Annotated in this window: 25 protein-coding genes and 1 tRNA gene; 16 read left to right on the forward strand and 10 right to left on the reverse strand. The window is 42.9% G+C overall.

Features of this window, described 5'->3' with window-relative positions; all coding sequences use genetic code 11:
• Positions 1-2 precede the first annotated feature (2 nt).
• From KSK37_RS00500 to KSK37_RS00510, 3 genes are all read right to left on the reverse strand, one after another.
• Complete coding sequence (locus KSK37_RS00500; protein ID WP_217198809.1) at positions 3-1,130, reverse strand: ATP-binding response regulator; 1,128 nt, start codon at positions 1,128-1,130, stop codon at positions 3-5.
• Positions 1,131-1,249: 119 nt separating this feature from the next.
• The gene (locus tag KSK37_RS00505; RefSeq protein ID WP_217198811.1) at positions 1,250-1,696 is read right to left on the reverse strand and encodes an SRPBCC domain-containing protein; all 447 of its coding nucleotides are present in this window, start codon (positions 1,694-1,696) and stop codon (positions 1,250-1,252) included.
• A 112-nt stretch (positions 1,697-1,808) separates the two neighbouring features.
• Entirely contained in the window at positions 1,809-2,864 is a 1,056-nt protein-coding gene (locus tag KSK37_RS00510) for a Gfo/Idh/MocA family oxidoreductase (protein WP_217198812.1), read from the reverse strand.
• Positions 2,865-2,936: 72 nt separating this feature from the next.
• On the opposite strand from KSK37_RS00510, the gene KSK37_RS00515 reads away from it, so the two are divergent.
• The 7 genes from KSK37_RS00515 (at position 2,937) to KSK37_RS00545 (ending at position 7,512) form a co-directional block, all read left to right on the forward strand.
• Positions 2,937-3,131, forward strand: a complete 195-nt coding sequence (locus KSK37_RS00515) for a hypothetical protein (RefSeq protein ID WP_217198813.1) — start codon at positions 2,937-2,939, stop codon at positions 3,129-3,131.
• Positions 3,132-3,281: 150 nt separating this feature from the next.
• Positions 3,282-3,611: a single-stranded DNA-binding protein gene (locus KSK37_RS00520; protein ID WP_088358447.1), complete on the forward strand. Its 330-nt coding sequence runs from the start codon at positions 3,282-3,284 to the stop codon at positions 3,609-3,611.
• Between the two features lie 82 nt (positions 3,612-3,693).
• On the forward strand, positions 3,694-4,143 hold the full coding sequence (locus KSK37_RS00525) for an HRDC domain-containing protein (protein ID WP_217198814.1): 450 nt from the start codon (positions 3,694-3,696) through the stop codon (positions 4,141-4,143).
• A gap of 106 nt (positions 4,144-4,249) precedes the next feature.
• Positions 4,250-4,816, forward strand: coding sequence for a Crp/Fnr family transcriptional regulator (locus tag KSK37_RS00530; protein ID WP_217198815.1), 567 nt, complete (start codon positions 4,250-4,252; stop codon positions 4,814-4,816).
• A 117-nt stretch (positions 4,817-4,933) separates the two neighbouring features.
• Entirely contained in the window at positions 4,934-5,542 is a 609-nt protein-coding gene (locus KSK37_RS00535; RefSeq protein WP_217198816.1) for an NAD(P)H-dependent oxidoreductase, read from the forward strand.
• Between the two features lie 181 nt (positions 5,543-5,723).
• A complete protein-coding gene (gene hisS / locus KSK37_RS00540) occupies positions 5,724-7,085 on the forward strand; it encodes a histidine--tRNA ligase (protein WP_217199395.1) in 1,362 nt (453 codons plus the stop codon).
• Positions 7,086-7,095: 10 nt separating this feature from the next.
• On the forward strand, positions 7,096-7,512 hold the full coding sequence (locus tag KSK37_RS00545; RefSeq protein WP_217198817.1) for an EamA family transporter: 417 nt from the start codon (positions 7,096-7,098) through the stop codon (positions 7,510-7,512).
• Positions 7,513-7,554: 42 nt separating this feature from the next.
• Here KSK37_RS00545 and KSK37_RS00550 read toward each other — a convergent pair whose 3' ends face one another.
• Genes KSK37_RS00550 through KSK37_RS00570 form a run of 5 tightly spaced genes read right to left on the reverse strand, consistent with a single transcriptional unit; the run spans position 7,555 to position 10,900 of the window.
• On the reverse strand, positions 7,555-7,896 hold the full coding sequence (locus KSK37_RS00550) for a DUF6804 family protein (RefSeq protein ID WP_343216965.1): 342 nt from the start codon (positions 7,894-7,896) through the stop codon (positions 7,555-7,557).
• Positions 7,809-8,303 carry a thermonuclease family protein gene (locus tag KSK37_RS00555; protein WP_217198818.1) on the reverse strand — a complete coding sequence of 165 codons (495 nt, stop codon included), beginning with the start codon at positions 8,301-8,303 and terminating at the stop codon, positions 7,809-7,811. Before KSK37_RS00555 ends, KSK37_RS00550 begins: the two co-directional genes overlap by 88 nt.
• A gap of 11 nt (positions 8,304-8,314) precedes the next feature.
• Positions 8,315-9,214, reverse strand: a complete 900-nt coding sequence (locus KSK37_RS00560) for a hypothetical protein (RefSeq protein ID WP_217198819.1) — start codon at positions 9,212-9,214, stop codon at positions 8,315-8,317.
• 2 nt (positions 9,215-9,216) lie between these two features.
• Positions 9,217-10,497: an ABC transporter permease gene (locus KSK37_RS00565; RefSeq protein ID WP_217198820.1), complete on the reverse strand. Its 1,281-nt coding sequence runs from the start codon at positions 10,495-10,497 to the stop codon at positions 9,217-9,219.
• 1 nt (position 10,498) lies between these two features.
• The gene (locus KSK37_RS00570; protein WP_217198821.1) at positions 10,499-10,900 is read right to left on the reverse strand and encodes a TerB family tellurite resistance protein; all 402 of its coding nucleotides are present in this window, start codon (positions 10,898-10,900) and stop codon (positions 10,499-10,501) included.
• Between the two features lie 166 nt (positions 10,901-11,066).
• On the opposite strand from KSK37_RS00570, the gene KSK37_RS00575 reads away from it, so the two are divergent.
• A complete protein-coding gene (locus KSK37_RS00575) occupies positions 11,067-11,867 on the forward strand; it encodes a class I SAM-dependent methyltransferase (protein ID WP_217198822.1) in 801 nt (266 codons plus the stop codon).
• Positions 11,868-12,028: 161 nt separating this feature from the next.
• Positions 12,029-12,102: transfer RNA gene (locus KSK37_RS00580), tRNA-Ala, on the forward strand.
• Positions 12,103-12,255: 153 nt separating this feature from the next.
• On the opposite strand, the gene KSK37_RS14120 is transcribed toward KSK37_RS00580, so the two are convergent.
• On the reverse strand, positions 12,256-12,381 hold the full coding sequence (locus KSK37_RS14120; protein ID WP_281418135.1) for a hypothetical protein: 126 nt from the start codon (positions 12,379-12,381) through the stop codon (positions 12,256-12,258).
• A gap of 42 nt (positions 12,382-12,423) precedes the next feature.
• Here KSK37_RS14120 and KSK37_RS00585 point away from each other — a divergent pair, with 42 nt between their 5' ends.
• From KSK37_RS00585 to KSK37_RS00605, 5 genes are all read left to right on the forward strand, one after another.
• The gene (locus tag KSK37_RS00585; protein WP_217198824.1) at positions 12,424-12,687 is read left to right on the forward strand and encodes a GIY-YIG nuclease family protein; all 264 of its coding nucleotides are present in this window, start codon (positions 12,424-12,426) and stop codon (positions 12,685-12,687) included.
• 534 nt (positions 12,688-13,221) lie between these two features.
• On the forward strand, positions 13,222-17,139 hold the full coding sequence (locus tag KSK37_RS00590) for a response regulator (protein ID WP_217198826.1): 3,918 nt from the start codon (positions 13,222-13,224) through the stop codon (positions 17,137-17,139).
• Between the two features lie 7 nt (positions 17,140-17,146).
• On the forward strand, positions 17,147-17,500 hold the full coding sequence (locus tag KSK37_RS00595; RefSeq protein ID WP_217198828.1) for a response regulator transcription factor: 354 nt from the start codon (positions 17,147-17,149) through the stop codon (positions 17,498-17,500).
• Between the two features lie 8 nt (positions 17,501-17,508).
• Positions 17,509-18,579 carry a HEAT repeat domain-containing protein gene (locus tag KSK37_RS00600; protein ID WP_217198830.1) on the forward strand — a complete coding sequence of 357 codons (1,071 nt, stop codon included), beginning with the start codon at positions 17,509-17,511 and terminating at the stop codon, positions 18,577-18,579.
• The gene (locus KSK37_RS00605) at positions 18,573-22,001 is read left to right on the forward strand and encodes a sulfatase-like hydrolase/transferase (protein WP_088358438.1); all 3,429 of its coding nucleotides are present in this window, start codon (positions 18,573-18,575) and stop codon (positions 21,999-22,001) included. The genes KSK37_RS00600 and KSK37_RS00605 overlap by 7 nt, the downstream gene beginning before the upstream one ends.
• Here KSK37_RS00605 and KSK37_RS00610 read toward each other — a convergent pair.
• Positions 21,998-23,233 (reverse strand): YaiO family outer membrane beta-barrel protein, encoded by a 1,236-nt coding sequence (locus KSK37_RS00610; RefSeq protein WP_088358437.1) that lies wholly within the window; start codon positions 23,231-23,233, stop codon positions 21,998-22,000. The two genes, KSK37_RS00605 and KSK37_RS00610, sit on opposite strands and share 4 nt — an antisense overlap.
• Before the next feature lie 279 nt (positions 23,234-23,512).
• Here KSK37_RS00610 and KSK37_RS00615 point away from each other — a divergent pair, with 279 nt between their 5' ends.
• On the forward strand, positions 23,513-23,944 hold the full coding sequence (locus tag KSK37_RS00615) for an RrF2 family transcriptional regulator (RefSeq protein ID WP_217198832.1): 432 nt from the start codon (positions 23,513-23,515) through the stop codon (positions 23,942-23,944).
• Between the two features lie 94 nt (positions 23,945-24,038).
• On the forward strand, positions 24,039-26,282 hold the full coding sequence (locus tag KSK37_RS00620) for a nitric-oxide reductase large subunit (protein WP_217198834.1): 2,244 nt from the start codon (positions 24,039-24,041) through the stop codon (positions 26,280-26,282).
• Positions 26,283-26,322: the final 40 nt, after the last annotated feature.

Genomic DNA, 26,322 nt, shown 5'->3' on the forward strand with positions numbered 1-26,322 from the left:
ACTTATTGATTTTTTTCCTTCTCAGGATTTACCGGTATTGTAAAATAAAATTCTGAGCCTTCACCGGGTGTGCTGTTAACGCCTACGGTTCCCCCATGTCTTTCTATGATTTCCTGACAGATATAAAGCCCGATGCCCAGTCCCTGAAACCGTTCGGAAGTTTCCTCGATCCTGTAGAATTTGTCAAAGATTTTTTGTTGATGCTCCTCTGGCATGCCCATTCCGAAATCCCGTACCGAAAAGTAAATTTCATCCTCCCGTATCATGGAGCTGATGTGGATTTCTTCGGTGTCGGGTGCATATTTAATAGCATTGGTCATAAAATTAATAATGACCTGTTCAATCCGCATTTCATCAGCGTAAACATTTCCTCCCGCATTTCCTTTCTTTACGAGTTTTATTTGGGGATTCGATTGCTGCATGATTTCAAGAATATGGTCAAGCAGATGATCAAAAGGAAAATATTTTTTATTAAATTTTAATTTTCCGCTTTCAATTTTCGAAATATCCAGAAGATCCGCAATGAGTACATTTAATTTTTCAACCTGATTCTGTACTTTATGCAGTCGGGTTCTTATCGTTTCAATGTCGTTTTTATCCAAACTCCGTTCCAAAAGCTGAATGTATCCCTTAATGCTGGTCATCGGTGTTTTGAGTTCATGACTGGCGATGCTGATGAACTCATCTTTTTTCCGTTCTGCTTCTTTTCTGAACTCAATTTCTGCGCGCAGGGCTTTCTGCATTTCATTCAGGGCACGGCTTTGCTCATAAATTCTGTAGAAGGTTTTTACCTTCAGCAACAGGATATTCATATCAACCGGTTTGCTGATATAATCCAGGCCGCCGGAGGAATATCCTCTGGTAATAAGGTTGACATTGGAGCTGGCAGCGGATAGAAAAATGATGGCGGTTTCTTTTGCTCTGCTGTAACCCGAAATGGTTTCGGCGACTTCAAAACCATCCATTCCCGGCATCTGAACATCAAGAATGATCAGGACATAAGATTTTTTAAGTATTTTTTTCAGCGCTTCTTCCCCGGATGATGCGGTATCCACCTCAAAACCGTTTTTTTCGAGCACTTTTTTTAAGGAGATTATATTTTCTGGAGCATCATCTACGATCAGGATCATTTTTCAATAAATAAATTTAAAATTGAATACATAAGTCTTCAAATATATGAATTTTGAAACTTGTGTAAACCGGCAGTTTTCCGCCGGCCATAATTTTTTTTGCGTTCGCTGATCATATTCTAATGAGGAAAAGCAAGAAGTTCTTTTTCAAGCCTGTCGAAGTTTTCCTCATTTTTCGGTGCAGCTAAACGCCGGATTTTATCACACGCTTCCCGTGTAGCAAAAATCATGCTGAAACTGATTTCAGTCTCGGTTTCGCTGATTTTTTTAAAACCGATTTCCATATCGAACACCGGTTGGGAAATTCTGCTCCAGGTGATGAGGTGGTAAGGCTCCACCGTTTTAAACACCGATGAGTTTTCATAGTGGCCCTGCTCAGGCCCATGCATAGTAAGGATCCATCTGCCGCCTGGCCTCAGATCAAATTCGTGGATGGTGTTGGTAAATCCTTCAGGTCCCCACCAGTTCTTCAGGTGCTGGGGATCGGCAAATGCCTGGTAAACATGTTCTATTGGCGAATGTAAAATTCGTGAACTGAAAATTTTGCGGTCGGAGTCGGAGTTCATGGTCTCTCTTTTTTAAAATGAATTTCAATACTTGTAATTTCTCAATATACGCGCGTTCTCACGCTCATCCTTAACCTCAACCTCAACCTTATCCTCAGCTTCAGCCTCAGCCTCAAAAATAAACAATGATTCCTTTTTCAGCACTTTCCAGAGCTGCTTCTATAATCCTCATATTCTGAATGATCTCACTTCCCGGTGAAGGCAGGTCGGCGCCGAAAACAAGGTGTTCATAGATCTGCTCATAATAATGCATATAATTTCCCGGCTGACTGAGGGTGATGAGTCTTTCCCACATGGAACTTTCATTAAAATAATGAAGAATTCCGTCGGTTTCATGAAGAGGTTCAGTCCAGTCTTCCCCAAAGGTGGGAATGGCGCCGGCAACCAGTTCATCTTCCTGCCTGTCGGTTCTTTCCTGTAAAAAACTTCCTTTATCACCGTGCAGAACATACGCATAATGTGCCTCCTTGCTGAACACTGACGATTTCAGCCTTACCCTGAGCTCATTTTTGTAATAAAGAATGACTTCAAAATAATCATTAGCGTACGCTGTTCCTTTCATGGAAAATACATCGGCAAAAAGTTTTTCCGGGAAACCGAACAGCTGTGTGGCCTGATCGATGAGGTGAGATCCAAGATCATGAAGCGATCCCGATCCTCTCTGTGCCGGATTTTCTTTATGGTCTTTTCCGCTGGCCTGGGTGCGGAACCGGTCAAAACGGATTTCGGCTTCTTTCAGATTTCCGAGTTTTCCTTCTTCCATAATTTTTTTTACCTGAAGATAATCCCTGTCGAATCTGCGGTTCTGATAAACACTCAGGAAAAGGTTTTTCTCTTCCGCAAGCCTTACCAGTTCTTCCGCTTGCTCAACATTAACGGTAAACGGTTTTTCAACAATGACATTTTTTCCCGCTTCTAAAGCTGATTTTGCATATTCAAAATGCGTCTGAACGGGTGTATTCACCACAACCAGATCAACGTCAGCATGCTGAAGCATCTCTTCTACAGACCGGTAAACCGTCGCATCAGGATACTGGGATTTGGATTCTTCTTTCGATCTTTCAACCACCGCAGACATAAAAAATCCCGGATGTTCTTTTAAAAAGGGAGCATGAAAAACTTTCCCGCTCATTCCGAAGGCACAGAGCCCCACTTTTACCAGTTGCATACTTCTAATTTTAAACAAATGTATTGAGAAATACCGGTTTTTAAATGGATGTAATGTTTAAATGATCTTTAAATGACGTTTAAGTCAATCTTAAAAAGGAGGTTTTTCGGACCTGAAACCGGGCTTTCTTTTATCCATTATGGCGGTGAAAATCCATTTTTTTCCTGGCTTAAGGATGGAAAAACGATGGGCAGCGGACAGCTTGAACCTAAACTGAAAGAAAAAAAGAGTCTTCAGGTTTCTCAGGAATATATTTTATTTCATTGATTATCATGAAGATATCCGATTCAAACGGTTACAAACGATAATAAGCAGTTCTCTACCGGCTAATTTTCACAGACCGGTGAATCTTTGCATCAGAGATTCGGGGAAAATCAGTGAGACCCGTTTCTGATGTTTAATTAAAAATTTAAAGCCATGTCACTAAGAAACAAAGTTACCTTGATTGGTAGAACAGGTAAAGAAGTGGAAATCGTAAACTTCGAAAACGGAAAATTAGCAAAAGTAAGCCTTGCAACAACAGATCATTACACCAACGCCCTCGGCGAAAAAGTGGAGGAAACGCAGTGGCATAATCTGGTAGTGAACGGCAAACTGGCCGACATTATGGAAAAATATGTGGACAAAGGAAAGGAAATTGCCGTGGAAGGTAAAATAGTTTACCGGAACTGGGATGATAAAGATGGGGTGAAACACTACTTCACCGAAATCCGTGTCGACCAGATGGTCATGCTTGGCAGTAAATAACAGATTTACTCTGTCAAAGCCCTTTAAAATTTAGTTTTTATAGGCTTTGACAGAGTTTTCCAAATTCTAAAAACACAAAACCATGAAAGTAAAAGTTTTAAAAGTACGGTTGTCAGATGAATTCATCACTTACGACCAAAGTGTTCTCGACCGTTTCCTGAAGGAAAACAACGTGCTGAAATTTGAATCGGCGTTCGTAAAAGACGAGGAAAGTTACTGGTCGGTGATTCTGTATTATGAAGAACCCAAAATGGCCGTTAATGACGCCAGAAATCAGAAATATTCCGTGGAGATCGGTGAGAAACTTAATTCGGATGAAATTAAAATTCTCGATTCCCTGAAGCTTTGGAGAACTGAGAAAGCAAAAAACCAGAATCTCCCCGTCTATTTTATCGCGACCAATAAGGAACTGCTTTCCATCGCCAAATACAAACCTGCCAAAAAAGAGGAATTACTCGAGATCAAAGGTTTCGGCAAGCATAAAATCGAAAATTATGGGGAGGAAATCATTGAGATTTTGGAAAGTGTCTGAATGCATTCCGCCCATTTCTGTATCTGATGGGGATGGGCTTTTTTATTCCTGAAATAAATGAAAGTATAGCAAACTTCTTTTTATTTTTGTAGAAGATTTTTGATGGATGGACCAATACAATTCTTTTTTAAGAAAACATATTTCTGAATTTTACGACCTTACAGAAGAAGAATGGAATTTTGTTTCGGAGTTTTTTACTTTAAAGAAACTTCGGAAACATCAGTTCCTCATACAGCAGGGGCAACAGGTACAGGAAGAGTTTTTAATCGTTTCGGGTTTGGTGAAATCGTATGAGATTGATGAAAACGGAAAAGAAGTCATCATACAGTTTGCGAAGGAAAACTATTGGGTAAGCGATTATTTTGCGTTTCAGTTTCACCAGCCTGCAACCATGAATGTCGACTGTGTGGAAGACTGTACCTTTCTCGCGCTTTCATTTGAGAACCGCGAAATCATCTGTGAAAAAATTCATAAGATGGCCAATTTTTTCCGGAAAAAATCCAACAGGGGCTTTATAGGGCTTCAGCAAAGGGTACTGTCACTGATGAAAGAAACTGCAGAAGAGCGCTATACACAGCTCCTTGACAAAGATCCGGATCTGATACAGCGTGTTCCGAAGAAAATGCTGGCCGCATTTCTGGGGGTAAGCCGCGAAACCTTGAGCCGCTTCTGATTCCTAGCCTGCACTCCTCCGCAAAAGTGAGGTACATCACTTCAAAATGGTGATTCATCACATTTTTTTTTACCTTGCACCATCCGACCTTTGCATCATAATTATAAAAAGAATAGGATGAAAAAAATACTGGTCATCAATGCAGGACAGAATTTCGGGCACAGCGGCGGAAAATTCAATCAGACCGTTACAGACAAAACCGAAAGTTTTTTCAGAGGGATTCCGGGAGTGGAAGTAAAAATTACGCATACCGATTCAGATTATAATCCGGATGAAGAAGTGGAAAAATTGGTGTGGGCAGATTATATTATTTACCACACGCCCATCTGGTGGTTTCAGCTTCCTCACGGTTTCAAAAAATATATAGACGAAGTTTTCACCGCAGGCCATCAGAAGGGCATTTACAGCAGCGACGGACGTTCCAGACAAAATCCGGAAATTAATTACGGCACGGGCGGAATGCTCGCAGGCAGAAAATATATGCTGACCACCAGTTGGAATGCCCCGGAAACAGCATTCACCATTCCGGGAGAGTTTTTCAATGAAACATCGGTCGATGACGGTCCGCTTTTCGGTTTTCACAGAATGAACGCTTTTGTAAGTTTAGAAAGAGTAGCAGGTTTTCATTTCCATGATATTGAAAAAAACGCCGATGTCCCCAATGATATGTTGCGCTATGAAAATCATCTGAAATCTGTTTTCGAAGAAGAACTTTGCGTGCAGTAAGAACTGCGGGCTGCTTCCTTTACAGAAGCAGTTTTTTTTATTTAAAGCCGTCAGCTTGAAAATTGAAGCTGCACTTTCATGAATAGTTTGCCGATATCCTGACAGAGAAAAATGAAATCCTTATTTTTGCAAACGGAAGCAAGAAATATTGCTCATTACTTATTACGCATTACCCATCAGTATGAAGCCAAGTTTAGCCAAAGGTACCCGCGATTTTACCGCAAAGGAAGTCATCAGCAGGAGAGCCATCATCAATACATTACAGAAAAACTTTGAACTTTTCGGTTTCCAGCCACTGGAAACTCCGAGTTTCGAAAACCTTTCCACACTCACCGGTAAATATGGGGAGGAAGGCGACCGTCTGATTTTTAAGATCCTTAATTCCGGCGATTACGCTTCCAAAACCACGGACGAAGACTGGCAGGCTAAAAATTCCCAGAAACTGATTTCCCAGATCTCAGAAAAAGCGCTCCGTTACGATCTTACGGTTCCGTTTGCACGTTTCGTGGCAATGAACCACGGGCAGATGGTATTCCCGTTCAAGAGATATCAGATTCAGCCGGTTTGGCGTGCGGACCGTCCTCAGAAAGGGCGTTTCCGAGAATTTTATCAGTGTGACGCCGATGTGGTGGGGAGCGAAAGTCTGTGGCAGGAAGTAGAGCTGGTGCAGCTGTATCTGAAATCATTCGGTGAACTGAAAATCCCTGTGACCATACATCTGAACAACCGGAAAATTCTTTCAGGTTTGGCGGAATATGCAGGGATTTCCGAACAGCTTATTGATTTTACAGTGGCGCTCGACAAGCTCGATAAAATCGGGAAAGACGGAGTGGTAAAAGAGCTTCTGGAGAAAAATATCTCACAGGAATCTGTTGATAAACTTGATTTCCTTTTCAGCCAGAGTAATGATGCGCTTAAAAATGTATTAGAGCTGAAATCGAAATTCGAAGAAAATGAAACCGGAACCGCAGGCGTGAATGAGCTGGAATTCGTTCTGACCCAATGCCTGGAACTGGGGATTTCTGCAGAGAACCTCAAATTTGATATTACCCTCGCCAGAGGACTCGATTATTACACCGGAGCCATCTTTGAAGTGAAAGCCAACGGTGTCGCCATGGGCTCCATCGGCGGTGGCGGAAGATATGACAACCTTACCGAAGTATTCGGCGTGAAAAATATCCCCGGTATCGGAATTTCATTTGGTTTGGATAGAATTTATCTCGTCATGGAAGAACTTAGATTATTCCCTGAAAGCAATGAGATTTCAGTGAAATATCTGTTTGCCAATTACGGAGATAACGAAGCCGTGGAAGCTTTGAAAATTATTGCAAAACTTCGCGCAAAGGGAATCTCTGCCGAACTTTATCCTGAATCCTCCAAACTGAAAAAACAGTTTACTTACGCTGAGAAAAAAGGAATCCCAAATTTGGTGTTCTTCGGGGAACAGGAGATTGCGGAAGGAAATATTACAGTGAAAAATCTGGCAGACGGCGAACAGAAAACCGTTGCGATTGAAGAATTTTTAAATCAACCTCAACTTTAACCTTAATATCATGTGGTGGATTTATGCTTTGTTATCAGCGTTTTTCGCGTCATTGACCGCCATTTTTGCTAAAATTGGGGTTGAAAATGTGAACTCCAATCTCGCCACAGCAATCCGCACGGTGGTGGTTTTGGTTATGATCTGGCTGATTGTTTTCTGGAAAGATGAAGTGAGGGGAATTACCGAACTTTCCCGTCGAACATGGTTTTTTCTCACCATTTCCGGCGTGGCCACCGGGCTTTCCTGGATTTTCTATTTCAAAGCGCTGCAGATGGGCGAAGTCTCCAAAGTGGCAGGAATTGATAAACTCAGTCTCGCGCTGACCATTGTTTTTGCGGTGATCTTTTTAGGAGAAACCCTAACCTGGAAAACCGCAGTGGGAGCGGGTTTAATAATCGCAGGAACTTTATTTTTGATCTGGAAGTAAGCAGCGGATCATATTTACTGCTGAGTTGCTGAAACTGAAAGACTATGATTTCTTTTCTTCTTTCCCTATGTTTTTACGGAATAAGGATAAGATAAGAAAAAGGGCAACAGCCACATCCACGATATTCCATACGGTTCTTCCCAGGGCTATTTTAAAAAATGGCTGGAAGAGAATGGCCAGCGAAAGAAACACGAATACGAAGTTCCCGTCTTTTCTCTGTGCCGCTGTATAGGCCAAATACCCGAAACCCAACATGTTAACAAACCGCACCAGTTGGTAATACCCATAAGGCATCTTTAAAAGGCAGAGTAGGAGTACTGCCGCAAGGCCGGTTTTGATAACTTTCTCCAGTTCCAGGGAGCGATGGGGTCTTTGTCTTTCCATAATCCTGCTTTTTTTCTTCTTGCTTCTATTTCAAGTTTTGCATAATTGCTGTCCTTTGAATATTTTTTAAAATGCCAGGCCAGGCCGTTTTTTACCAGTTCTTTATTAACATTTACACCATTGGGCAAAATGATTTCGGCGATAATTCTTTTGTTTCGGTCTCTTTTAAAACTGTTGCCAATACTGACATATTTTCCAAAACATAAATCCGATATAAATACTTTGGCTTTATTGCCGAAAGGCTGCTTTTTCTCCGGACAGTCGATGTGTGCGAGCCGTATCACTTCTTCCTTGCCATTCATTAAAATACAGACCGTATCGCCGTCTTTTATTTTGATGACTTTGTAGGTTTGCGAAAACATAAAAATTGGCAGCAGAAAAAATAGCCATCCTAAAAATTTTATCATTAATCCATTTCTTATTTCTGCAAAATTATATTTTTAATTACGGGATCCAAATTACTTGGTAAGTCAGCTCCTTTGATATAGAATTTTTTCACACCCATTGCCTCTAACCAATCAGACCAATATTTTATGATAATATCTTCTTCGAAAGCTCTTCCTTTTTCCGCGTTAATTCCTAATACAACAACTTCCAAATCCTGCAGATTTTCCCTCGCGGGTATAAAACCAAAATGATTTTCTGCAATTAAATCCTTATAATTTGATACGTTTAACTTAGATTTTCTAATAAATTCCGGAGTAAGATATGTTGTTTGATTTTTGTCAATTATCTGGTTATCGACATGATACATATATCCATCTGTAAGAATGATTAATATATTTCTATGTTTTGGAAGAACGCAGTAATCAGCTGCCTTGTTTTTAAAAAAACTCCAGATGTCACTGCCCACAAATTTTTTATCATTAAGAGCTAAGTCATAAATGTTCTTCGAAGAACTTTTGTAAATGGGACTAATCTCGGAAATAGCATTTTTGCTTATATTGTTCTTTGTGAACGACAGTTTCATTTTCTGAGAAAGGGTATTTATGGCACTATTCATAGGCTCAGGTTCAAAAAAGACCTGGATGTTGTCGTTCGTCTGTCTTATTTTGCTGTTTCTAAGATGGGTTTCGAAAGCGGCGCTTATACTTGCAATATAACCTAAATCTCTGTTATAAATTTCCATACTAGGAGTAGGATATTTTACAGGACTAATTCTATCCGATAAATCCAAAAGTATACTGATATTAAGGTTTTTTGCAGGCTGAGGCACAGTTTCTCCCGTTCCAGATGCTGGTTCTATCTCCTCTGCCTTATTACAGTTTTGAAATACAAAAGATAAAATTAATAAGTAAACCCAATATTTGTTTTTCATAATTAGTCGGTTTTAGAGTATATAATATTTTGATTTTGAGGATTAATAAGATTAAGATTGGCTAGATGATTATTGGCAATCATTTCACATTCTTCGATAAGTTTTGCTTTATTTTCTTTAGGCAAGGCTAACTCACCGGCAATTGCCTGATACCAGCCTTCTTTATATTGGCTGTGATAATGCAAATACTGTTTAACGTTCAAGATAAACCCGTCTATTTTATTCTGCAGTTCCTGTATTTTTCCTTTGATCTCAGACATTTTTTGTTTGATGATATCAATTTCTTCCAGAATTTTGGTTTTAGTTTGCTCTGTTTGCAACAGTTCTTCCTGTTTGGTCCTTATAAAACCTTTTATTTTATCAATATTTTCATATTCTTTCATTACCAAGTCGAACACCAGTCCCCAAATGATATACACCACAAACCCCGCGAAAATAATCATCCAAAATTCCGCTTCTCCAACTGCGATCTTTAAATTATAGGGTGAGGATTCCAGCGTTTTATTGAATTCATAAATTTTCTTTTCGATTTGGTAGGCCAGTAATCCGTCGAACAGAAAGGTAATAATGAATAGAGCTGCGAGCCGAAAATTATTTTTAATCCCTTTTCCTTTTTGAATCATATGGATGATATAACCCAGACCTAAAAACACCGAAGGAATAGTTATTACCAATGCGCCTTCGAGCCAGCTGGCTTTCATAGCATCATTAAGGGATTGCGCATCAAAAATTGCAGCGGTGAGACTGTCATCTGAAAAAACTTTAAAAAAAGCAGAATATGTAGCGGAAATATAGAAAACGAACAGATAAATGGTGATTGGCAATAATAAAAACAATCCAATATAAAAAAGTGCGTGCGGCTGTTTGGTATCCGTAATCCCATAAATTTCGGGATTACTTTTCACTTTAGAAATATCCTGTTTAATGTTATTGATTTTCTGATCAGCGCTGACCAATCTGTCGTTTTGAATTGAAAGAGCCGTTTCGGTATTCTTTAGTTCACTTTCCTGTCTTATTTTTTCTTCAACGTAAGGCTGTTTCAATTTTAACTGCTCCTCTTTTAATTTTCTGCACTGATTCTCAAAACTATGATAAACATTTTCCAGACAGGCTTTGAAATTCTGGGGCTGGCCTAAAGCCGTTTTAGAGGCGCCGTAACCACTTTGGTAATAAGTAATACGTACCTGAACTTCATCCTCTCCTTCAAGAACGGACTTTTTTTCTCCTCCATTTTTGTCTGAGATGTTCTTTTTCAATGCGAAAAGATTGCTGATTGCTTCCATACTAATTATTTATATTTTCTAAAACTGAATGAATACTCAGTTCTTTTTTTGCGCAATCCAAAAGGTAATCGCAAATTTGATTGATATTTTCATCCATAAATTCAAAATTTTTGCAAAATTTACGGAGTGTATTGTACTCATCTTCGGTGACCACTCCATCAATCCAAATCATGACAGCCAAATCATACAGATACTCAATTCTTTCATTTAGCTTTTCCGGAATATTCAATCTGAAGACAGGGTCTATGAGAATGTTTTGAAGCTGCTGAACATCAATGCCCCTTTGTTCAGCAAATTTGTAAAGCTGTTTCATTTCTAAAACATCAAAATTTTCGTCTGAACAGGCAATTTGATAAAGTCTTAAAAAGTGACTTTTTAATGCGGTGGAGATGTTTGCGATCATATTGTGGTATTGTTTAATTATTTCTAAACACAGATTTCAATTCCAGATATTCTGATTAAACTTATATGTATATCCAAAACTACATCACCAAATCCTTTCCACATTACGGTTTCCCGTAAACTCCTCCAATAATTTCAAAAAAACTACATTTACAAAAAAAACTCCCATGGAAAATTATATTGAAATCAACCGCAATTCATGGAATGCCAAAGTAGCACCTCACCTCAAATCCCATTTCTATTTCGTGGACGAATTCGTGAAAGGGCGCAATTCTTTAAATTCCATTGAACTGGGCATTTTAGGAGATATTAAGGACAGAGAAATTCTGCACCTGCAGTGTCATTTCGGTCAGGATTCCATTTCACTTTCCCGTATGGGCGCAAAAGTGACGGGGATTGATCTCTCCGACAAAGCCATTGAAGCGGCAAAGGATTTAGCTTTAAAGTGCGGAACGGATACTCAGTTTTTGGTTTCCGACGTATATGACCTGCCTCAGGTTTTAGATCAGAAGTTTGATATCGTGTACACGAGTTACGGTACCATCGGCTGGCTTCCCGATCTGGATAAATGGGCTCAGGTCATTGCTCATTTTCTGAAACCCGGAGGTAAGCTTGTTTTTGTAGAATTCCATCCTGTGGTCTGGATGTTTGATGACGATTTCACTCATGTGAAATACAGTTATTTTAACGAAAAACCCATTGTCGAGACTTATGAAGGAACCTACGCGGATCAGTCCGCAGAGATCGTTCAGGAGTATGTCATGTGGAACCATCCTACTTCCGAAGTGCTCGGCAGTCTGCTGAAAGAAAATCTGCTGCTTACTTCCTTTGAGGAATACGACTGGTCGCCGTATGCATGCTTCCGCCACAACGACGAATATGAAAAAGGAAAATACCGCATTCCGCAGTTGGGGAATAAGGCTCCCCATGTTTTTTCTCTGGTCGCGGAGAAGAAGAATAATGATTAGAAAACCGGATGTGGTTTCAGAATAAGCGACATATTTAAATAAACCGGATATCCTGAAAACAGACTTTATTTAAAAATTTAAAATATTAATTCTGAAATTGGAATTTGCAGCAAAATTTTTGTATCATTGCAAACTGATTTTCGGATTTCATTCCGGATGACGGGGGATTAGCTCATCTGGCTAGAGCGTTAGACTGGCAGTCTAAAGGTGGTCGGTTCGATCCCGATATCCTCCACAGGTAAAGCGCAGAACATAAATTGTTCTGCGCTTTTTTTGTTAGGCGAAATCTGGCTGGAGCGTCAAGAAAGCGTTCGGGAAGGTGGTCGGTTCGATCCCGATATCCTCCACAGGTAAAGCGCAGAACATAAATGTTTTGTGCTTTTTTGTTTTAAGCGTAAATGAGTTCCTGCTTCATAATAGGGCAATGGGCGAAATCTGGCTGGAGCGTCCCGAAAGCTTTCGGGAAGGTGGTCGGTTCGATCCCGATATCCTCCACAGGTAAAACACAGAACATAAATTGTTTTGTGTTTTTTGTTTTAGGCGTAAATTTGGTCTCATGGACAAATATTATGTATATATACTTTATTCGGCAAAATTAAACCGGTACTATATTGGACAGACTCAGGATATTGAAGAGCGTATGCGGAAACATCATTTTTCAAAAGATCATTTTACCGGGAAATCCGATGACTGGGTATTAAAATACACCGAAGGATTTTCAAGCCGGAGTGAGGCCATTGCACGGGAAAGTTCAATAAAAGCGAAGAAGAGCAGGAAGTACATTGAGTTCCTGATTCAAAATAGGGCTGCAGGCGAATAGGTAGCTAGAGCGTCCCGAAAGCGTTCGGGAAGGTGGTCGGTTCGATCCCGATATCCTCCACAGGTAAAGCGCAGAACAGAAATGTTTTGTGCTTTTTTGTTTTAAGCGTAAATGAGTTCCTGCTTCATAATAGGGCAATGGGCGAAATCTGGCTGGAACGTCCCGAAAGCTTTCGGGAAGGTGGTCGGTTCGCTCCCGATATCCTCCACAGGTAAAGCGCAGAACAGAAATGTTTTGTGTTTTTTTGTTTTAAGCGTAAATGAGTTCCTGCTTCATAATAGGGCAATGGGCGAAATTTGGCTGGAGCGTCCCGAAAGCTTTCGGGAAGGTGGTCGGTTCGATCCCGATATCCTCCACTCAAAATGGGTTCCAGCATCAGCTGTGACTCATTTTTTTTTGAATAGTGCCTGCGGCGGGTATTGAATGTTAAAATTTCAAATATTTATTAAATTTCGTACTGAAATACTATCTTTGAAACGGATTTCAACAGGTTAGGTTTTGAAATCAAGTTTACCATTCAAGCAAAAATAATTTATGATATCATACCCGTTTCCTGAAAATGAAGAAGAAAGAATCAAGAAATTGGAATTTTTTAATCTCCTGCATTTGGGAAAGGATCCGGAGCTTGATGTTTTTGCGGAAGGAGCATGCCTGATTGCCGACTGTCCGGCATCGCTCATTGCGATGATGGAAGAAAAAACCCAGACCATACAGAGCTGCGTCGGCATGGATCTCGATTTTGTAGACCGCGAAAACACCATCTGTCAGTATGCCATTGCAAGCAGGGAAGTGCTGATTATCAATGACACTTTCCAGGATCCCAGATCATCGCAGAATCCATTGGTGATCGCCGGCGGAATCCGTTTTTATGCAGGGGTGCCGCTGATCGATGAGGAGGGCTTTGCACTGGGTACCCTCTGCGTGATCGACTATCAGCCTAAAACCATTTCAGAAAAACAGATTTCTTCCCTTAAAAAGATGGGGGAAGCCATTACCAAAATTCTGATCGGAAAGAAAAAAAATCTTCAGGCTGAATATTTTCAGGAAACCTTCAGCATTACCAATAATTTGATTTGTGTTCTGGATAACAGTTTCAAACTCAAAGAGGTGAATCCTTCATTTGAGGAGACGTTCGGCTTAAAGAAACATGAGGCTGTTGATCAGAACTTTTTAAGTATTCTGGGAGACGGGGGTGAAGAATTACGCCGGCTGATGAATAATTTTCCGGGAAATGAGGACGAACTGGTATTTACTGCCACAACCCGGACTGCAGGAAATCACCCTGCGGTCATCGAATGGCATTTAAAACAGAATCAGAATCACACCGAGATTTTTTGTTTTGGAAGAAACATCACCAGACTGGTGGAAGAAAACCAAAAGCTTGAAATCTCCGAACGCCGTTTCAGGAACTTCTTTGAAAATGCCATCGGTCTCATGAGCATGCACGATATGGAAGGCAATATTCTTGCGGTAAACGAAAAAGGACGCGAAACCCTGAATTATTCTGAGGAAGAAACCAAAGGACTGACCTTAAAAAAACTGATGCCAGCACAGCACTGGCCTTTCCTGGAACAGTATCTGGAAAGGGTTAAAGAAAATGGGGAGGACGTTGGGAATATGGTGCTGAAAACAAAAGAGGGTAAGGAGATCATCTGGATGTATCACAATATGGTGGAAACAGATGAAAAAGGAAATCCTTACGTGATGAGTACCGCCCTGAACATTACCGAAAGGGTAGCGCTGGAAAAGGATCTGATGCACACCAGAAAAATTCTTGAGCAGACCAGTGAGGTGGCTCAGGTAGGCGGCTGGGAGGTGAACCTTAAAAACAATACCGTGTTCTGGTCCCGTTCAGCAAGAGAGATTCATAAAGTCAGCAGAGATTTTGTTCCGGATCTCGAAAATGCTTTGAACTTTTATGGCGAAGAAAACGGGGAACGCATGCGTTTTCTGTTTACAAGAGCAGTCACAGAAGGTTTCGCCTATGACGAGGAAGTAAAGCTGAAACGTCAGGATGGCATGGAAATCTGGGTAAGGGTAAAAGGAATCCCTGAGTTTGAAAACGGCGTATGTACCAAAATATTCGGCATTATTCAGGATATTGATGCCTTCAAAAATACCTATCTCGAACTGGCGAAAAAGGAAGCAATGCTGCAGTCCTTCGTCAGTGATGTTCCCAATGCCGTAGCGATGTTTGACCGGGATCTGAATTACCTTACCGTCAGCAAAAACTGGATGGATGAGTTTTCAATGAACGGCATGGAACTCATTGGCAGGCACATCTTTGAGATTTCCCCGAACGCCCCCGAAGAAAGAAAGAAAATATACCGTGATGCCCTGAGAGGCAAAAATTATAAGGACGAAGACCTTACCATACAGGTTCCCGGCAAAGAAGAGCCGCAGCATTATCATCTCGAGGTAAGCCCGTGGTATCTTTCCGAAAAGGTAGTCGGAGGTATTATTGTTTCTGCGCAGAACATGACTGAGGTCGTTAATGCCAATGCTGAGCTTAAAAAAGCCAAAGAAACTGCCGATCTTGCCAACAGAGCAAAATCCGAATTTCTTGCGAATATGAGTCATGAGATCCGTACACCGCTCAATGGCGTGATCGGCTTCTCTGATCTGCTGCTGAAAACGCCGCTCAACGAGATGCAGACCCAGTACCTGAATTATATCAACGAATCCGGCGAAAGTCTGCTGAGCATCATCACCGATATTCTGGATTTTTCCAAAATAGAATCGGGAAAAATGGAACTGCTCATCGACAGATCCAATGTCTATGACCTGGTGAGTCAGGTGGTAAATGTGATTTTGTATCAGTCTCAGCGCAAAGGCATTGAACTGTTGCTGAATATTGAACAGGGACTCCCGAAAACACTGTTTCTGGACGAATCCAGGATCAAACAGGTCCTCATTAACCTGCTCGGGAATGCCGTGAAATTTACCGAACATGGCGAAATTGAGCTGAAGGTGGAGAAACTCAGCATGGATGCAGAAAAGGTCACCCTTCGCTTTGCGGTAAGAGATACCGGGATCGGAATTCCGCTGGACAAACAGCAGCGCATTTTCGATGCGTTTACCCAGGAAGACAGTTCCGTGAGCAAACGCTTTGGCGGAACCGGTTTAGGACTTACCATCTCCAATAATATTCTCAAATATATGGGAAGTCAGCTTACGCTGACCAGCGAAGTGGCAAACGGTTCGGTATTCTGTTTTGAAATCGAAATTCCTTATGAAGCCAATGGTGCAGAAGAAAATACCGATCTTGAAGATTTGCCGGTAAAAAACGTGCTGATTGTTGATGACAATGAAAATAACAGAATCATCATGCAGCATATGCTGGCCTATAAAAACATCGGATCAAAGCTGGCGGCCAACGGGCTGGAAGCCCTCGATATCCTCACGAAAGGCGAACGTTTTGATGTGATTTTAATGGATTATCACATGCCGCATATTTCCGGTCTGGAAACCATTGAGAAAATCAAGAAAATGTTCAGCAGCCAGGAAGAATTGTCACCTTTGGTGGTGCTGCATACTTCCTCAGAAGAGCATGAGGTCATCAATGCTTTCAGAAAGGACGAAAAATCTTACTGCCTCCTCAAACCGATTAAATCTGAAGAACTTTATAATACCCTGAGACGTGCGGTGCAGCACACCGTAAGGGATGCAGGCGAAATCAGCTCTGCACAGGAAAAATCTCAGGCCTCATTATTCCCTTCAGCCTTGAAGGTGTTATTGGTGGACGACAATCCGGTGAACATGGTATTGAACAGTAAAATGATGCAGGCCATCATGCCGGATGCCGATTTAACCGAAAAAACCGACGGTCTTCAGGCACTTGAAGCGTGCAGGGAAGAAACTTTCGGCTTGGTACTGATGGATGTTCAGATGCCCGTGATGGATGGGATCGAAGCCACCAGACAGATCAGGATGCTGTCCGGATATCTCCAGGTTCCCATTATAGGAGTTACTGCCGGCAATGTACTTGGAGAAAAGGAAAAATGCCTGGAGGCAGGAATGGATGATTTCTTGCCGAAACCACTGAGACAGGCCGATCTTTCCGAAATGTTACAGAAGCATCTCACCCGCGAAACAGAGAAAATACCTGCATCTTCAATCCAGCTGGAAAAGCATTTGAGTCTCGACCATCTCAATGAGCAGGTCGGCGATGATGAGGCGTTCCAGGAAATGTTCTTAAATTTGGTCCTCCAGGAACTGAGCAGCTCTGAAGAAAATCTAAAAGCGGCAGCAGACCAAAAAGATACAGAAGAACTGAAAAAAATACTCCATAAACTCAAGGGAACTGCCGGAACTGCCGGACTGTTCAGACTGGCAGAAATGGCCGGTAAATGGGAAAAAGAACTGGATCTTCCTGAATATTCAGCGCTTCACGGAGCGGTTGTTCAGGAGATCAGAACGGGGCTTGAATTAATTAAGGAACTGATAAATTAGAAGAATTATGTTGATTTTAATCGCGGAAGACGACGAACTTATTTTAAAGACCATTGAACATAAATTAGTAAAAGAAGGCTGTGAAGTGATCCTCACCCGCAACGGAAAAGAAGCCATAGAAACCATACAGAATACTGAGGTAGACCTGATCATTACCGATATCATGATGCCTTTTGCATCCGGAATTGAAATTCTTTCCGCGGTGCAGAAAACTGGCAGAAAAACCCCTGTGATTATGCTTTCCAGCATGGGTCAGGAAGAAGTGGTGCTCAATGCTTTCGGGCTGGGCGCTGCCGACTTTATCGTGAAGCCTTTCAGCCCCAATGAGCTGATGCTGAGGATCAAAAGGTTTACTGTTTAAATAATGATATGGTGCTGCTGAATATTACCATTCACGAACTCTTTCTTACTTTTCTCGGCATGCTGGTCGTGGTGCTGCTGTTAATCATTGCAGTGCTCTTTTACAGCTTCAGCCAGTACAGAGAACTGCTGCATATTTCTAACTGGTCGCGCATTATCGATAAAAAGGTATCACAAGTTATCGTCTTCGGAAAAGAGGAAAGCGCCGCCGACGGTGAATTTACGGAAGTTTCAGACAATCCCTCATTCCGGGATCTCTTTCTCGAAAAGCTCGTAGGCTCAGAGAAAAAATTCTCAGGCACCGCCCACGAAGAAATCAAGGATCTTTTCCGTGCGTATAATCTGGAAAAGGAAGCATTCAGCAAGCTCAGCCAAAAAAAAGCCTATCTCATTGCAGGAGGAATTCAGGAACTCACGTCGATGAAAGTGGAAGCCGCGGTTCCCAAAATAACAGCGCTGCTTTCCCATCCTTCTCCCGCGGTGTATCAGGAAGCCCAATATGCAATGGTGGCTTTCAAAGGATTTGAAGGCCTGCGTTTTCTCGATACAGAAACCCATAAAATTTCCGACTGGCAGCAGCTCAGGCTGCTGATTTCGGTGACAGCCATCCCTGAAAACTGTGAGCAGGAAGTAAACGGCTGGCTCCGGAGTCCCAACAACACGGTAATTATTTTCACCCTCAGTCTGCTGAGAAAATTCCAGATGCTGTCATTTTACCCTTCTGTATGGCATTTACTCAGTCATCCTTCTTCTGAGGTAAGGATCCGTGCAGTGCAGACTTTGCTGTCGCTGGAGAATGATCAGACAATGCACGCTCTCGCCGGCTCTTTCCCTGAGCAGCCCCTAGAAGTACAGCTCGAAATTCTCCGCGTGATGGAAATTTCCCGCGACCAGCGTTCTGTGGGTTTTCTGAAGCAGCAGCTTCTGGAACATTCCGCCGCCGGCATCAGGATTCAGGCAGCCGAAGCGCTGTTCACCCTCGGTCATCAGGAATATTTAAACCGGATTTCCCGCGATTCTGAGTCCTCAGAAGAATTAATTCAAATTATCAAACACGCCCTTCAGGAAAAAATATGTTAACCTTTGCACACCTTATCTACGAACTCATCATCTGGCTGTTTTTGATTTACGGTGCCGCCGTAGTCGTCATCTACGGATGGATTGGGATTTATGCCCTCGGCGCGGTCATCCATTATAAAAAGCAGAATACCTTTACCGATTACAGCATTATTGCCGCAAATCCGAATGCACCTGCTTTCAGTCTCATTGCGCCCGCTTATAATGAAGGAATGACGGTGGTGGAAAATGTAAGGTCACTGCTTTCCCTTTATTATCACAATCTGGAAATTATCATTGTGAATGACGGCAGCAAGGACGATTCCATGCAGAAGCTCATCGAAGCTTACGAACTGGAATCAGCTGCGTTCTTCGTTCAGGGAGACATTGAGACCAACGCCATCCGGGGAATCTATAAAAGTAAAAATCCGGCGTTCAGAAAACTCATCGTGGTCGACAAAGAAAACGGCGGTAAGGCAGATGCCCTGAATGTCGGCGTGAATATTTCTTCCGGCGAATATCTCGTCTGTATTGATGTGGACTGTATTCTGGAACAGGATGCGATTTTGAAACTGGCCAAACCTTTCCTGGAGCAGACCGATAAAAAAGTAATTGCCTGTGGCGGGGTCATCAGGCTCGCGAACAACTGTAAGATCGAAAACGGTAAAATCGTGGACGTGAATATTCCCAAAAGCCTTTTGGGAAGAACTCAGGCGCTGGAATATATCCGTGCTTTTGTGCTCGGTCGGATGGCATGGTCGCGCGCTTCGGGACTGATTCTGATCTCCGGAGCTTTCGGCGTATTCGACCGGAAAATTGTGCTGGCATGCGGCGGTTACGACCGCAAGACCGTCGGCGAGGACATGGAACTCGTTGTGAGAATGCGCAAGTATATGGAAGAGAAAAACGAACCCTATGAAGTGGTGACGATTCCCGATCCTTTATGCTGGACCGAAGCTCCCGAAACCAAAGAAATCCTTAAAAAGCAGCGCAACAGATGGATGCGCGGCACCATGGAAACCCTCTGGAAACACCGCAAACTCATGTTCAACCCCAAATATGGCAAACTCGGAATGGTGAGTCTGCCGTACTGGTTCTTTTTTGAATTCCTCGGCCCGCTGGTGGAGTTCTTCGGATATATCGTTTTTATTGTCTTTCTTTTATTGGGAATCATCAGCTGGCCTTTCTTTCTGGTCCTCTTTGCACTGGTGATTTCGACAGGATTTCTATTTTCCATCTATGCGATTTTGGTCGATCTGGTGAGTCATCAGGTGTATAACAAGAGAAAAGATTTCACCACCCTGATCACCACAGCGATTTTGGAACCTTTTTATTTCCACCCTCTCGTCGTCCGCGCCGGGGTCAGCGGATTTATCGACTATTTTAAAAAATCCCATGCCTGGGGAGAAATGACCCGACAGGGCTTCAATCAGACCGCCAAAGACCTGCCGCTGAAGGAAAGGCTGGCAGCCATTTTAAAAGTAGGCCTCAGAAACTGGGGCGTTTTCGCGGCTGTGTTTTTATTTCTTTTCCTGCTCGGCGTTTCTGCGGAGTGGGCTTGGTACCGCTATCATTTTTCCGACCAAAATGATGCGCTTATCGCCAGGAATCTTTTCGTTGAGAATCTCCTGTTTGTTTTCAGACTCATTTTCGGACTGGGAATCATTTACCTGTTGGTGAATTTTGTTAAAGAAAACTGGGCAAAAGCACTGGTCATTATTGCCGGTTCCGCTGTGGTGATCAGTCAGTATCTTCTGTTCATTTATTTCTCTGAATCAAAAAATCTTTTGGGCGCTGACCTTCTGTATTATAATAAAGCTGAAATGAATCAGATCCTGCAGGCCAGCGGAATGCTGAGCACCGGGAATATTGCCTTAGCCTTAATTCTGATTGCCATGGCGGTCATCCCTTTTTGGCTCGCTTCCAGATCTGCTTTCAAAACGGTATACGCAGGCGCGGTGTTCATGGGCCTTGGGCTGCTGGCTTTTTTTATTCCCACAGATGCGTTTGCCCTGAACAATGTGAATGAATTCGACCGCAATGCTGCCAAAAGCAAATGGGCTTACTTCTTTAATTCAAACGTAGATAATGTCGTGAATGAGTATCCTGAAATTGCAGGTTTACTGGGCGGGACAGACAGTTTTGCCGTGAACGCCGAAATGCTGGATCCCAATTTTCCTTTCTGGAGAAAAGAAAATACCCCAGACTTTTTAGGACCTTATATGAATACTTCCGATAAAGTTCCGAACCTCGTGTTCGTGGTGCTGGAAGGAATGGGCCATGCCTACAGTTCTCCTAAAGGATACATCGGAAACTTCACGCCTTTCCTCGATTCCCTGGCAGGAAAAAGTCTCTACTGGGAAAATAACCTGAGTTCTTCGGGAAGAACCTTCTCTGTACTTCCTACGATGACCGGCTCCCTGCCTTTCGGAAAGAACGGATTTATGGAAATTGAAAAAACACCCGGACATTTCAATCTGTTTAATATTCTGAAAAAGAACGGATTTGAAACCTCTTTTTTCTATGGTGGAAACGCGGCATTTGACAGAACCAAAGAGTTCCTGAATTATGCTCAGGTGGATCATATTGTGGATGAAGCTTCTTTTAAAGCTCCCTTTAAAAAACTGCCGGCCAATAACGGAGAAAGCTGGGGATATGAGGACCAGGCCGTATTTTCCAAAATGCTTCAGGTGCAGAAACCCGAAACGAAACCTTATTTCAGTATCATTCTGACGCTGTCGACTCACAGTCCGTTTTTAATCAATAATAATGATTACTACGAAAAATTATATGCGCAGAGAATGCAGTCGGGTCAGCTTTCACTTGAGCAGAAGAAATGGGCAGGCCAGCATAAAAAGCAGCTCGTTTCTGTACTGAATGCCGACGACGCGTTAAAGCGGTTTTTCGATGATTACCGCAAACGTCCGGATTTCGGAAATACCGTTTTTGTTATTACCGGTGACCACAGTATGCCCGAAATTACCCTGCAGTCCAAGATCGACCGTTACCATGTACCGCTGCTGATTTACTCGCCGCTGCTGAAAGAAGCAAAACATTTTAAAAAGATCGTGAGTCATTTTGATGTCGCGCCTTCAATTCTGGCCTATTACCGAAACAACTATCAGCTGAGCACGCCGAAAACCGTGGCTTGGGTCGGAAAAGGACTGAAATCAGATTCAGATCTGACCTCCAGCGGAATCCCGATCATGAAAAGTAAAAATCAGCTGATCGATTTCGAGTACGGTTTTTATCATCTGGAAGACCAGCAGCTGCTGCTTCTGAACAATATGGAAGAGGATGAGGTCAGCGATCCCGCTGCCAACACCAGAGTGAAAAGATATTTCGACGATTTCAAAAGCCGCAACGCCAGATTTTATTCCACCAATCAGCTCATGCCGGATTCGGTCATGGTTAATTTTATGAAAAAAACTTCAGCGAAATTCTAGAACTTTTTCGTGTATCCCAGGGAGAGATCAAACTGGTTTCCTTTAACATTCGGGCGGAATTCCTGATTGAAATACATCGCGGATACTGAAAACAGATTGGTCTTCTGTACCGAAAAATTGTATTCAGCGCCCAGCTTAAAGGTTTTGAGTTTAAAGGTTTCGTTTTCCAGCAGATTGCTCCGGTTCTCTTCAGGGCTGATCCCTGTTCCGGCCTGAAAAGCAAAATAATCCTGGCCTCCTTTCGGGTAGTATCTTACCGTTCCGGTATAGGAATGCGAAATATTCTGATGATCCGGCGTGATATAGGTGCGGATATTGAACCAGAAGTTTTTATAATATTTCCCTACAGATGCGGTATATAACCAGATATTGTCGGTAAAATACAGCTGCCTGTAACCGATTTCCGCTTCAAAACTTTTCGGAAGGTTGGCGTTGAGGGAAGCACCTGTTCTGTATTTCGGGAAAATGCCGACGTCATTCGAATAGCCTGCACCGACATAGAGATAAAACATTTTGGAAAGTTTCGGATAGGCTTCGATTTCAAACTGAGTGCCGCTTTCCGCAAATTTATTGGCATAATTTCCCTTAAGAATAACAGATCCTACCGGCGTCACTCTTTTATAACTGATTCCAGCCATATGCCAGTCGTCGGTAAACTGCTTATCGAAATGGGAATAACTGTAGCTGAGACCTATGGCATTCTTCGCATTCAGATCATTGATTTTTACGGCGAGTTCCCTTGCTTCTGTGTTTTTCGGATTCTGTGCCAGCAGTTTTGCAACCGTCTGATCCGCTGCTTCATAGTTACGGTCTGCAGTCTCGGCTTTGGCTTTCAGCAGGAGAAGCTGTTCCGATTGCGGATGATAAGCCAGCCCCTGATCGAGGATTTCAACTGCTTTTGAATTTTGGTCATTCCAGTATTCCAGGGAAGCATAAGCCAGAAAGAAATCTTCATCCTGCACCTTTTTCTCCAAAAGAGAGGAAAATGCTTTTCTCGCTGCCTCCGTATTTCCGCTCCACGTATACAGCCGTCCTAAAAAGACCGAAATATCAGTATAATCAGGAGACTGTTGCAGCGCCTGCTGCGCAAGAGCGATGGAGGTAGGATAGTCTTTCTGTTCGAAAGCGGCGGTCCTTGCTTTTTGGAACAGCTCATCAGCGCTTAAATTCTGCTGACTGTAAAGGGATAAGGAAAAAAAAAGAAAAACTAAAAATCCAAGGCGCTGTTTCATAAATGGTTACCGTATAAATATTCTTTACTGTTAATCAGATCAGGGAAAAAGAAAATTGCTGTTTTCCCAATAATCCGGTAAAAATAATAATTTGAAAATACATTTCACGCTCTTTGATGAAAATTAAGCGCATAGCGGACATTGGCTCCGTTTTATTTCTTCCGGCTGGGTTAATGAGGACTGAGAAGTGGAAGGCGTGACAAATATCAGGATAATAATAAAAGACATATGAGTGTTTTATTCTCAGCGCTTATTATATTTGCAGGGTAAATAATAACAATGTTTTCTAAAACCTGCGAATACGCCATCCGTGCCCTCATCTATATCGCGCAGCAGTCGAAAGACGGCGGCAGGGTAGGGATCAGAGAAATTTCTTCCGGGATCGGATCCTCCGAATATTTTATTGCGAAGATTCTTCAGGATCTCAGCAGAAAAGGGTTCGTGCAGTCTGCAAAAGGACCGAACGGCGGTTTCTATATGAATGCGGCCAACCTGAGCCAGTCTGTTGCGGATATTGTCCGGGAGATCGACGGGGATAAGCTTTTCTCCGGGTGCGGTTTCGGACTTCATGAATGTTCCGAAGACCACCCATGTCCCATTCACGACCGTTTCGTGCACGTGAGACATCATATTAAAGAAATGCTTGAAAGTTCAAAAATCCAGATGTTCGTTGAAAACCTCGATTTAAAACTGACCTTTCTAAAAGAATAAAAAAAATTTACAATAATAAAACACCAAAAAGTGTTTTATAAATAAAATAGAATAAAAGCTCACCCGACTCCTTAAAAATCTTAACAAACTATATATGACAACTAAAAAATTATGGACCTGGCTTGCCGCGGTCATCATTGGTTCCTTCGCCGTTTTAATTTTCTATGGCGTGGAAATTTACAGAAAAATCCCGCCCGTTCCTGATAAGGTCATCACCACGGGAGGAAAAGTAGTGACCACCGGTCAGGAGATCAAAGACGGCCAGAATGTCTGGCAGTCCATCGGAGGCCAGACGGTAGGAAGCATCTGGGGACACGGTGCCTACATCGCACCCGACTGGAGTGCCGATTACCTGCACCGCGAATCTTTGCTCCTATTGGACAGAATTGCAAAAAAAGACGGTAAAATCTATAAAGACTTGCCGGATGACGAACAGGCAAAATATCAGGTGCTGCTGCGAAAAGAAATCCGGAAAAATACGCTGGATGAAGCTACCAATACCATCACCGTTTCCCCCGAAAGAGCGGAAGTGCAGGCCGAACTGGCGCAGTACTATTCCAAAATCTTCATGAACGATCCGGAAATGGCAAAACTGCGCGATCAGTACGCCATCCCGAAAAATACCGTAAAAGACCCTGAAAGAATGGCGAAAATGAATGCTTTCTTTTCCTGGGCTGCATGGGTATGTATTACCAACCGCCCCGGTGATGAGGTGACCTACACCAACAACTGGCCGCATGATGAGATGATCGGCAACGTAGCCCCTCCGTCGCTTCACCTGTGGTCCGGTCTCAGCGTACTGATGCTTTTAGGCTGTGTAGGATTGCTGGTATTCTATCACGCAAGAAATAAGGAAGAGGAAATCAGTGAATCCCTGCCTCTGGAAGATCCGTTGAGAAACATGAAACCTACCGCATCCATGAGGGCGACCCTGAAATACATCTGGATCGTAGCCCTGCTCATTCTGGTGCAGATGCTGGCCGGAGTCATTACGGCACATTACGGGGTGGAAGGAAGCGCATTCTATGGATTTCCGCTGGATGAATTCCTGCCTCAGTCCGTTTCCCGGAGCTGGCATGTTCAGCTCGCTATTTTCTGGATCGCGACTTCATGGCTGGCTACCGGACTTTATATTGCGCCTGCCGTGTCAGGATACGAACCGAAATATCAGGTCTTGGGCGTTAATGTACTGTTTGCCGCGCTGCTCATCGTGGTTTTCGGCTCTCTAACAGGGCAGTGGCTCGGCGTCATGCAGAAACTCGGCTATGTGGATAATTTCCTCTGGGGACATTCGGGTTACGAGTATGTGGAACTCGGACGCATATGGCAGATCCTGTTGCTCGTCGGTCTGATTCTCTGGCTGGTGCTGATGGTAAGAGCATTGCTTCCTGCCCTCAAAAGAAAAGACGGGGACAGACATTTACTCCTGCTCTTCACCCTTTCCGCAGTAGCGATTGCGATGTTCTATGGAGCCGGACTGATGTACGGAAGACAGACCCACATGGCGATTGCCGAATACTGGCGCTGGTGGGTGGTTCACCTTTGGGTTGAAGGATTCTTTGAAGTGTTTGCTACCGTGGTTGCTGCATTCCTGTTTACCAGACTGGGACTGCTGAGACTGAAAGCTGCGACTCATGCCGTACTTTTTTCGACAATTATTTTCTTGGCAGGAGGTATTTTGGGAACTTTCCATCACCTGTATTTCAGTGCGACCCCAACCGCGGTTTTAGCGCTTGGAGCAACATTCAGCGCACTGGAGATCGTGCCGCTCGTACTGATCGGATTTGAGGCTTATCAGAACTACCAGATCAGTAAATCCACCAAATGGATACAGGCCTACAAATGGCCCATCTACTGTTTCATCGCGATGTGTTTCTGGAACTTTCTGGGCGCGGGAATCTTCGGATTCGCCATTAATCCGCCCATCGCATTATATTACATCCAGGGACTGAATACGACAGCCGTCCACGGTCACGCCGCACTTTTCGGAGTGTACGGAATTCTTGGAATCGGACTGATGATGTTTATGCTGAGAGGTCTGTATCCGGACCGGGAATGGAATGATAAATTAATCGGCTGGGCTTTCTGGCTGACCAATATCGGATTGCTGGTAATGGTTACCATCAGTCTTCTGCCGATCGGCATCATGCAGTCGGTGGCGTCCATCAAGGAAGGATACTGGTATGCCCGTTCCGCGGAATTTATGCAGACCGATATGATGCACACCCTGAGATGGCTGCGCGTACCCGGTGATATCATGCTCGCGGTGGGTGAACTGCTGCTCGTGATCTTCATCATCGGCCTGAAAACCGGCTGGTCGCTCAAAGGAAAAAGATAATAATAAACCTGAAGAACTGTCATCGCAGATGGCAGTTCTT

It is taken from the genome of Kaistella soli (assembly GCF_019038595.1).
Taxonomy (GTDB): Bacteria; Bacteroidota; Bacteroidia; order Flavobacteriales; family Weeksellaceae; genus Kaistella; species Kaistella soli.